Source organism: Rheinheimera sp. (assembly GCF_020217005.1).
Taxonomy (GTDB): Bacteria; Pseudomonadota; Gammaproteobacteria; order Enterobacterales; family Alteromonadaceae; genus Pararheinheimera.
This window is the reverse complement of record NZ_JAIWOI010000259.1, coordinates 1-10,000: the sequence shown is the minus strand read 5'-3', so window position 1 is coordinate 10,000 and position 10,000 is coordinate 1. Positions and strand designations below refer to the sequence as shown.

Below are 10,000 nucleotides of genomic sequence, written 5' to 3'. Positions count from 1 at the left end.
CTAATTTCCGCAGCAAACCTTGAAATAAGCTACTTTCCCTGACACTGTTAACACAGCAAATTCAAAAGGATAGGAATATGAAACTTTTACTAATCGTCGCCATCCTACTCGCCACAGCCCAACTTCAGGCGGCCACAACAGCCAACCAAATCAATTGCCAGGCCAAAGATTTAGGAACCGTCGACCAACTGATTTGTTCAGACAAGGAGCTACTGAAACAGGATCAACAGCTGGCAGAAGTGTATCAACAGGCGCTATCAAAAGCGGCCTATGAAAAGCCGGCTGTGTTAAAAGCTGAACAGCGTGGTTGGGTAAAAGGGAAAGCAGAGTGCTGGAAAGAAGAAGATAAAAAAGGCTGTGCTTCAACGCTTTATATCCAGCGTATTGCTGAGTTACAGGCGCGCTATGAACTGATGCAGGCCAGTAAAAAGCTACTGCTTAGCTGTGACAACAATCCTGCTAATGAAATCTCACTTCGTTATTACCCAACCTCACCAGCTACACTGATTGCAGATTATGGTGATCAGGTATCGTTAATGTATCAGCAAGCTGACCGAAGCTATCTGGGCAGAAATGAAAAGCTATCGGAACAAAATGGCGTTTTTACCCTGCAATGGGGGTATCAAGCACCTTTGCAAAGTTGTAGAGCGAAGCAGCCACCACTTTAGATACAGAATAAAACAATCAGTTCTCGTGCATCGCGGCTTTTACGCAGTTACGACCTGCAGCTTTGGCCTGATACAGAGCTTTGTCCGCTGCTAGCAGTAAACTCATGGCCGTATCCTCATTATTTTGCAGCAGGGTAAAACCTATGCTGGCGGTTACATTAAGTTCTTGTCCATGATAATTCATATGGCAGTTACTAATACGCAAACGCAATTGCTCAGCAACCTTTCTGCCGCCTTCGGCATCTGTATATGGCAACACCACTACAAATTCCTCGCCACCATAACGAGCAACAAAATCAGCTGGTCTCTGTAATCCTTGTTCCAATTGTTTTGCCACCTCAATCAGGCAACTATCGCCTGCCAAATGGCCGTAGCGATCGTTAAAAGCTTTAAAGTGATCCACATCCAATACTAATAAACAGAGCGGTTCGTTGTATCTTTTGGCGTGATTGATCAGCAGGTCCAACTGCGACTCCAGATAACGCCTGTTAAATAGTCCGGTCAGAGTGTCTCTGACACTTTGCTGATACAATTGTTCATTGGCTCTTTGTGTGTTGATGTAAAGTCGGTTTACCTCCCACAATAAAGCACCAAGCAGCACCATAGATGAGACACAACTACTGATCCTTGCTGCGTACCAACCCAGACTAAAACGAGCACCGGCAAACAAGGTCAAAGTGACATCAATCAGGCTGGCCAAAAGCGCAACACACAGCCAGACATAAAGCACATTATTACTTCGGGCTCTTGTTAGCATGCAAGCCAAAGCCAACGCATTCAGTCCCCATACAATCAACGCATAAGGGCTGTGCAGCAACTTCTGATAACTGTTATTCGTTATCAAATCAGGCAATAAATGACTGCCCCAAGTCGCAAATAAGGCCAGGCTCAGACTAAAGGCCAGCGGAACCAGCGTTAATCCCAGTAACCAGACTCTGAGATCTTTGTATTCGACCTGCTCTATTTTGATCAGTGTCTCAGCAAAACAGGCCAACAGCATTAAGGCAGGAAAGAGTGCGTGCCAAAACACCCAAATCCAAACTGCACTTTGTGTACCAGCTTGTAACAAGCCCTTGGGTGTAAATACGCCCGGAAACACTAACTGCTGTACCATCACCAAAGGAATTAACGCTAAATACGCACTGGCGACTAAACCGGGGAATATTTTTCTGCGTGTGGCAAATTGTGACAACAACAAATAGGCTGTAATACCTTCGAGTAAAACCACGGCAGTACCATAAGCGGGCAAGAAAGCAGCTATGGCAGGCAAATCCGAAGTGAGATAAGGGGAAATAGCAACTGCGATCAGCAGTAGTAAAGCGGAAACAATGTATGCAGCACGTCTATGGGCTTGTTGTGATAAAACGGGAGCAATGTCTGGCACAACAACCTGCAAAATTAAAATGAATGCCTAAGTCCGTACTATAAAGATCCGGTTTTTGTTTACCAGAACAGTCTAACCTCGTCTGTGCTATGGCAAAACAAATTTCAGTTTAACTCAATAATTTGCACGCCCAACTGATAACAGTCTTCTTGTTCCTGAGCACAGCGCATGACTTTAGCATGGGCAGATAAAGGTGGAATACTGGGGTTGGCACTTTCCATCTTAATGTACAGCATAACACCCATCTCAAGCGGCTCGTCTATTTCCAGCGACATGCCCGTTGAGCTCAGATCGCGGCAAATACCATTAATCAACCGGCCAGATTGAGGATCGTTGATCATCAACTGAACCTGAGCATTCACCATCATTCGGTAGTAGTTGCGTTTGTCACTATGGCCTAACATAAACTTCACTGCCTTCCCATCTTAACCTAAAGCTGCAACAGTCTTGCCGCAACTCCTATAACTTTGGGTTTGATTATAAATTGATATCTTTTATAGATCGGCGGCAGGCTAGTGTAAAGGCTTATTTATGCAAATGGCTGCAGAGTAAATCATCTACCAGCAACTGAATATGTCTGGCGCTGATAGGTTTACTCACGAAAGCATCAGCTCCTGCATCTAGTGCAGTAACTTCGTCACGCGGAGTATCAAGACCGGACATCATCAGAATAGGAATATGACCTGTCTCAGGTGTGTTTTTCAATAGGCGGCAGGTGTCCAATCCGTCAAGACCGGGCATACAAATATCCATCATCACCAAATCAGGTTGTTGTTGCAACACAAGTTGCAAAGCTTCAACACCACTTTTGGCATAGCTGACCTGATAAAAAGGTGACAACGCCAATTCCAGCAGACGAAACATAAAATCTTCGTCGTCTACTATCATCACCTTTTTTTGCTTCAATTCCATGGTCTGCATCCTTGTATTCTCCGTTCCAACGCTCCGATGCGTTTGACCTAAGTGTATGGCCTATTTAGTTTTTTGCCAAAAACAAGCCAAAATTTACTTTAACTCATTTACAGCCAGCAGAATTCGCTTAACCGATACCGGATAAGGCGTGCCTAATGTTTGAGCATACAAAGACACTTTAAGTTCCTCCAGCATCCAGCGGATCGCTAAGACAGCTTCAGGTACGGTGCGCCCTGCATACTTACCGAGCAAGTTCTGATAAGCCTCTTCAGCTTTCTGATATTCCTGTGACATCAGACGATCACGGTTTGGATCCACAGGCAATTTTTCCTGCCGTTTTTGCAGCGCCTGCAAATAACGTAAAATAGCATCTAATCGCGCAGCACCATGAGTACTAACAAAGCCCTTAAATAGCAATGAATCCAGATGTTGCTTGATTTCGCCCTGTCCCTGCACATGTTTTAACTCAACTTTACCTTTGAGCTTTTTCTGAATTTCATGACCGAGCGTTAATATTTGCTCTACTTTCAGCGCAATACGAAGCACAGTATCACCTAAACCGGCACGGATTTGCTCTTTTACCGCAATAAACTCTGCTTCAGTTTCAGGCCAGGGCTGTTCACTGATCAGCTGATCTACACCAGCAGCAATACAGTCGTCTATCAACTCAAGCACTTTGCCAAAAGGATTAAAGTACAGCCCCAGCTTGGCTTTGTTTGGCAACGATTCCTGCAGATATTTCACAGGTGAAGGCACATTCAGTAAGACTAAACGACGTAAGCCTAATTTGCTTTGCTCTGCGGCTTGTTCTGCGTTATCCAGCAGCTTAATAGAGACAGAATCTTTATTATCTACCAATGCCGGATAAGCTTTGATTTGATAACCAGCCTGCATTTTGATGTATTCACGTGGCAGCTGGCCAAAAGACCATTGTGTCAGTTGCTCCTGCTCTATGCCCTGCTCGGCTACCTGACTTAAACTTTGCTGCACTTTACCCTGCAATTCCTGTTTTAGCAGCGCCAAAGAACGGCCTTGCTTTAAGGTATTACCTTTCTCATCCACCACTTTAAAGTTGAATTTCAGGTGGGTTTCGATGCCGGACAGCTCCCAGGCGTCTTCCGGGATAGTGACTCCAGACATACGTTTTAGTCTGTTGCTGACCACCTCCAACAAAGGACCATCTTCGGGTTTAATGCTTTGCATCAGGGCGTCGGCATAGTTAGGCGCTGGCACAAAGTTGCGTCTGTATTGTTTTGGCAGACATTTGATCAAGGCCACCAGCAAATCGTGCCGAAGGCCTGGGATCAACCAGTCAAAGCCCTGCTCTTCCAGCTGGTTTAATAAAGATAAAGGCACCACCAGACTGACGCCGTCATCCGGTGCACCCGGTGAAAAATGATAGTCCAAAGGCAGGGTTAAATTGCCCTGACGCCAAAACTCAGGGAATTTGTCGGCTGTGACTTCAGAGGCATCCCTCTTGTACAGCTGGTCTAAATCCAGATTTAATAACTTAGCGTCTTTGGCTTTGGCCTCTTTCCACCACTTGGCAAAATCCACTCTGTTATTGGCCCAGACCGGAATTTTTTCGGCATAAAAATCTGCCAGCGTTTCTTCATCCACCAGTATATCGCGCCGCCTGGCTTTTTCTTCCAGCTCAGTGACCTGCTCGATCAGCTTTTGGTTGTGCCGCAAAAAGCTTTCGTTTACACCCAGTTCCTGCTCCACTAAAGCGCTGCGGATAAAGATTTTATGGCAGGTGGCCGGATCAATTTTGCTGTACAGCACAGGGCGTTTACCAACAATGATCAGGCCATACAAAGACACCTGCTCATAGGCCACCACAGCACCTTTTTTCTTTTCCCAGTGTGGCTCGCTATAACTACGACTGACTAAATGCATCGCCGCTGGTTCTATCCATTCAGGCTCAATCTTGGCGACAGCGCGGGCATAAAGCTTGGAGGTTTCTACCAGTTCAGCCGCCATCACCCATTTAGGTTTACGTTTAAATAAACTGCTGCCCGGGAATACGAAAAAGCGACTTTGGCGTGGGCCCATGTAGTCGGCGTCGCTGTCACGGCTACCAATTTGGCCTAATAATCCTGTCAGTAAGGCACTATGGATTTGCTCGTATGAGGCGACCTGCGAATTCAGGCTCCATTGCTGTTCAGTACAAATCTGGCTCAGTTGACCATACAAATCCTGCCATTCACGCACCCGCAGGTAGTTTAAAAGTTCCTGCTTACAGAGACGACGGAACTGGTTGTTGGTCAGCTCGTCCTGTTTCTCTTGCAGATAAGCCCAAAGTTTAAGCCAGGCACTGAAATCTGAATCCGGATCGGCAAAACGGCCATGCAATTCATCGGCTTTTTGCTGTTTATCCAAAGGCCGCTCTCGCGGGTCTTGGATAGACAAAGCCGAGACTATCACCAGCACTTCCTGCAGACAGCTGTGCTTTGTAGCCGCAAACACCATACGGGCTAAACGAGGATCCACAGGTAAGCGGCTGATTTGCCTTCCTAAGTCGGTCATTTGCAGACTATGGCTGTTGGACTGAGGCTTCACAGCTCCCAGCTCTTCCAACAGTTTAATACCGTCATTAATAAAACGGCTGTCTGGTCGCTCTAAAAACGGAAAGGCCTGAATATCGCCTAAACCCAGCGCCAGCATTTGCAAAATAACCGAAGCCAGGTTGGTGCGCAGTATTTCCGGATCAGTAAATTCAGGTCTGCCATTAAAATCCTCTTCGCTATATAAGCGAATACAGATGCCGGCCGCAACCCGACCACAACGGCCCTTACGCTGGTTCGCACTGGCCTGACTAATGGCTTCGATGGGCAGCTGTTGTACTTTAGAGCGATAGCTGTAACGCGAGATCCGCACTGTGCCGGGGTCTATCACATAACGAATACCTGGCACTGTTAAGGAGGTTTCCGCCACGTTAGTGGATAACACGATACGCCGCCCTACACCAGTCTGGAAAATGCGGTTTTGTTCAGCCGCACTCAAACGGGCGTACAAAGGCAATATCTCGGTATGAGGAAGTTTCAGTTTTTCCAGCGCATCGGCGGTATCCCGGATTTCACGCTCACCGTTTAAGAAAATCAGAATATCGCCCGGCGGTTCACGGTACAGCTCTTCCACCGCATCAAAAATAGATTGCAGCTGATCAGCGTCTTTATCGTCGTTTTCTGCCACTGGCCTGTAGCGGGTTTCTACCGGGAAAGTACGGCCCGACACTTCAATAATAGGCGCATCAAAAAAGTGTTTGGAGAAGCGTTCCGGGTCAATAGTGGCCGAAGTGATAATGACTTTTAAATCCGGACGACGTGGTAAAAGCTGCTTTAAATAACCCAGCAGAAAATCGATATTCAGACTGCGTTCGTGCGCTTCGTCGATGATCAGGGTGTCGTATTGATTTAAAAACCTGTCTTGCTGAATTTCAGCCAGCAGCACACCGTCTGTCATTAGTTTGACTAAGGTCGTAGGCGCTGTGTGATCGCCAAAGCGGATTTTATAACCCACCTGCTGGCCGACAGCGCATTTGAGCTCTTCAGCTAAACGGGCAGAGACGCTACGCGCCGCTAAACGACGTGGTTGGGTATGACCTATCATACCAGCCACACCACGGCCTAACTCCAGACAGATCTTTGGAATTTGGGTGGTTTTACCTGAGCCTGTTTCACCGGCAATAATCACTACCTGGTGTTTGGCAATAGCGGCTTTAATATCGTCTTTTTTACCAACGACAGGTAACTCAGCTGGATAATCAATAGCGGGAACGGCAGCCTGGCGCTGTGCCCTTAACTGCAGAGAAGCTGTGACTTTATCCGCCAACTGCTGCATCAATTGTTGCTGTTTCGTCTCGTCCTGCTGCTTTTTAATGTTTTGTAAGGACTGGCGGAACCTGTGCTGATCTTTAGACAACACATTAGCAATAGCTTTAGAAAGCGCGGCAACAGAAATATCAGTGTCATGGATAGCAACAGCAGCTTTAGCAGTAGAGTCGGTCAACACAAGGCCCTCAATAAATAGGGGCGACATGCTACCAAGTTCAGGGGCTTTAGATCCAGTAAAAGCACTGCTTAAAACAGTGCATTTCTATGAATACCCAAAGTAATTGGAATTGCAGCACGGCGACAAGCGAGCAAGACCCAAGCAACATAGTAGTCCTATGTGACTGGGGCTAACCCTTTCTAAAAAATCAGGCAGTCCACAAAGCTGCCGCTTCAAGTTAGAAGAGTATTTAACTGACCGCTTTGTAATGGGAGTGCAGTTCCAGGTCAATGGCGCGTAATACATCAGTTCTGCTAATGACCCCAAGCAAATAACCATCATCATCCACCACAGGATAAACTTTAGGTTTTGCCTGTAACATGCTTTGCGCTAAATCCACTATGCCGTGATAAGACTTCACCGTAAGAACTTCAGTCCGCATCACGTCTTTGACTGATGCAGATTGCTGTAAGTGGTAAGTGCCGGACAACATTCTGGACAGACAATCCTGTTCAGACACAAAACCTATGACTTTTTTCTCTTTGTTAATCACAGGACCACCCAGCTGTTCAGCCAGGATCAGTTTATTCACTGCTTCTTCAACCGACATCTCCTCGGTAAAAGTCACAGGATGACGATTCATATGATCAGATATTTTTAATAAGTCCATAAGCCCCTCAAAAGTGTCGTTTGCCTACAACAGCTTAAGCTTAGCTCAGGAATCATGGCAGAGACGGACTGTCTTTAAATATTTCAGTTACAGCAACGCCACCCTCGGTTCTTTTGGCTCTGTACATGCCTTCAGTATTAAAACTCCAGCTGATCTGGCCTTTGTGGTCGATCAGAATGACTCCCCCTGTTCCCCCCACTTTCGCCAGTTCCTGCTGAATCACCTGATCCGCGGCTTTGGCTGCACTGATGCCCTGATATTTCACCCTGGCGCAAATGTCGGATGCCACACGGTAACGGATAAAAAACTCACCATGCCCAGTGGCAGAGACGGCACAACTGGCGTTGTCGGCAAAGTTACCTGCTCCGATGATAGGTGCATCACCAATACGGCCATATCGTTTTGCGGTCATGCCGCCGGTAGAGGTTGCAGCCGTTAGCAAACCGCTGCGATCAATAGCTACTGCTCCCACTGTGCCCATATTCCATTCTGGCTGCCATGGCGCTTTTAAACGGTAGTTTTGTGCCTGATGAGGCAATTTTTGCATACTTTGTTTGGCTTTCTTCAGCGCTTCATAGCGAAATTCAGTATCAAAATAGCTGTTATCTACCAGTTCAAGGCCTTGCTCTTTGGCAAACTGCTCAGCACCAGCACCGGAGAGCATCACGTGTTCAGATCTTTCCATCACGGCGCGGGCCAACAACACAGGGTTTTTGATGTGAGTTAAACCAGAAGCTGCGCCAGCCATCAGATTGTCTCCCCGCATAATGGACGCATCCAGTTCATGGCCTTCATCATAGGTATAAACAGCACCCTTGCCTGCATTAAAAAGCGGGGAATTTTCCATGATCAACACTGCCTCAGTGACTGCATCCACACTGCTGCCACCGCGCTCCAAAACAGCATAACCTGTGTCCACCGCATGTTTTAAAGTGGCATGGTAGGCTTGTTCCTGAGCTTCTGTCAGCTGGCTTTTATTAATAGTCCCGGCACCACCGTGTATCACTATGGCAATTGGTTGTTTGGCAAAAACCAAAGCAGAAAAGCAACTTAAGACTAAAAAAGACATAGAACGAAGCATAGCAATACCCTGTTTATTATTTGTCAGGCCTTTTTGTACCGCGAACCCATTCACATACGCAAGTCGGCTTGCGTTAATAGCTTGAGAATAATGGTTTAATCGTCGGCTGCTATTGAGACACTTGCACTGCAATTTCCTGCCCGCTTAAAACCTGCATCCAGCGCCTGTTGTTCGGTGTCAAACCATTTCCGGTTGGACTCAGACACCTGGCTATAACCGCTGCAATGACTCAGGTGATACAGCTTACTGCGTTTATTACCCAGCACCTTTGTAGTGGCTATGGTGACTGTTTCAGCTGTTACTTTATTCACACCAAAGCCTGACGATTTATAGTTGAGCTGCCAAGTTTTTTTACCTGTCACAAAGTCATTGCTGTGTCCCATTTGCTGCGCAATACGTTGTTGCAGTTTTAACTCAATGCCATCTACTGGGTCTTGCTGATGCCAAGCCATAAAAAGCTGCTGCTGAGCTTTTGCCAGAGGTAACTGGTACTTATCCGCCATATAAAAATAAATCCGGGCTATATCTCCTCGGATTTGCACTCTGGGTTCAACCAAACGGTTCTTAAAATCTACTTTGAATTCACAAGCACCGTATTGGGATGGTTGTCCAGGCAATACACCAAAGCGATAATGAGCTCTGTCACCGTTGACTTCACCTATAGCCGGCTTCAGGTTAAACAAATCAGCTTCCATTTGTTTAAATATGGGGTCACTATTGCTGCACTGTTCGCGGCCTCCTTGTTTCCAACAAGCCAAAGCCGAGCCAAATTGCTGGGCTGGCACTACATGTTCCCACTCAATTCTATTTGCCCTGGAACCGTTTTTACGGATTTGGTAACCACAACCTTTCAGATCCGGAATACCTTTACCAGCCAGCCAACGGATAGCACAGCCGCAATAAAATTCTTGTTTTTCAACGGAGTAAATCCTGCTTGCAATAGTTTTTGCAGAGTCAAAGTTGGCCGGTGCAGCAGAAACCGTGGCAAACATAGCGAAAAATACAAAATAAAATACGATTTTAAACAAAGCGGTACAACCCTAAACTACCTCTGGATCTGCTTCATTATGCCATAAACACTAAACACGTAAATTGTACAATTATTCATCTAAACCACGCGGCATACACCATCGAATAACTGGCATTGTTTACCTTAGTACCACAGTAAAATCAGCACTTAAACAACAGTTAGTGTAGTTTATGGCCATTTAGCTTCACTTTAGTACGAAACCACATTCACCAGCAATTAACATATGAATGCATTTTTATTAAACTTGATTTGACTATTTAGC

The 10,000-nt window shown here is 46.2% G+C and carries 8 protein-coding genes; 1 reads left to right on the top strand and 7 read right to left on the bottom strand.

The window, feature by feature from the left end; all coding sequences use genetic code 11:
• Window positions 1–77: 77 nt before the first annotated feature.
• Window positions 78–668 (top strand): lysozyme inhibitor LprI family protein, encoded by a 591-nt coding sequence (locus LDL40_RS12685; protein ID WP_300995745.1) that lies wholly within the window; start codon window positions 78–80, stop codon window positions 666–668.
• A 16-nt stretch (window positions 669–684) separates the two neighbouring features.
• On the opposite strand, the gene LDL40_RS12680 is transcribed toward LDL40_RS12685, so the two are convergent.
• The 7 genes from LDL40_RS12680 to LDL40_RS12650 form a co-directional block, all read right to left on the bottom strand.
• Window positions 685–2,052, bottom strand: coding sequence for a GGDEF domain-containing protein (locus LDL40_RS12680; RefSeq protein ID WP_300995744.1), 1,368 nt, complete (start codon window positions 2,050–2,052; stop codon window positions 685–687).
• Between the two features lie 104 nt (window positions 2,053–2,156).
• Window positions 2,157–2,456, bottom strand: coding sequence for a PilZ domain-containing protein (locus tag LDL40_RS12675; RefSeq protein WP_300995746.1), 300 nt, complete (start codon window positions 2,454–2,456; stop codon window positions 2,157–2,159).
• 121 nt (window positions 2,457–2,577) lie between these two features.
• Entirely contained in the window at window positions 2,578–2,964 is a 387-nt protein-coding gene (locus tag LDL40_RS12670) for a PleD family two-component system response regulator (RefSeq protein WP_300995743.1), read from the bottom strand.
• Between the two features lie 93 nt (window positions 2,965–3,057).
• The gene (gene hrpA / locus LDL40_RS12665; RefSeq protein WP_367304323.1) at window positions 3,058–7,005 is read right to left on the bottom strand and encodes an ATP-dependent RNA helicase HrpA; all 3,948 of its coding nucleotides are present in this window, start codon (window positions 7,003–7,005) and stop codon (window positions 3,058–3,060) included.
• Window positions 7,006–7,207: 202 nt separating this feature from the next.
• Complete coding sequence (locus LDL40_RS12660; RefSeq protein ID WP_300995741.1) at window positions 7,208–7,627, bottom strand: CBS domain-containing protein; 420 nt, start codon at window positions 7,625–7,627, stop codon at window positions 7,208–7,210.
• A 52-nt stretch (window positions 7,628–7,679) separates the two neighbouring features.
• Window positions 7,680–8,708 (bottom strand): isoaspartyl peptidase/L-asparaginase family protein, encoded by a 1,029-nt coding sequence (locus LDL40_RS12655; RefSeq protein ID WP_300995740.1) that lies wholly within the window; start codon window positions 8,706–8,708, stop codon window positions 7,680–7,682.
• 95 nt (window positions 8,709–8,803) lie between these two features.
• Window positions 8,804–9,736 carry an endonuclease gene (locus LDL40_RS12650; protein ID WP_300995739.1) on the bottom strand — a complete coding sequence of 311 codons (933 nt, stop codon included), beginning with the start codon at window positions 9,734–9,736 and terminating at the stop codon, window positions 8,804–8,806.
• Window positions 9,737–10,000 lie beyond the last annotated feature (264 nt).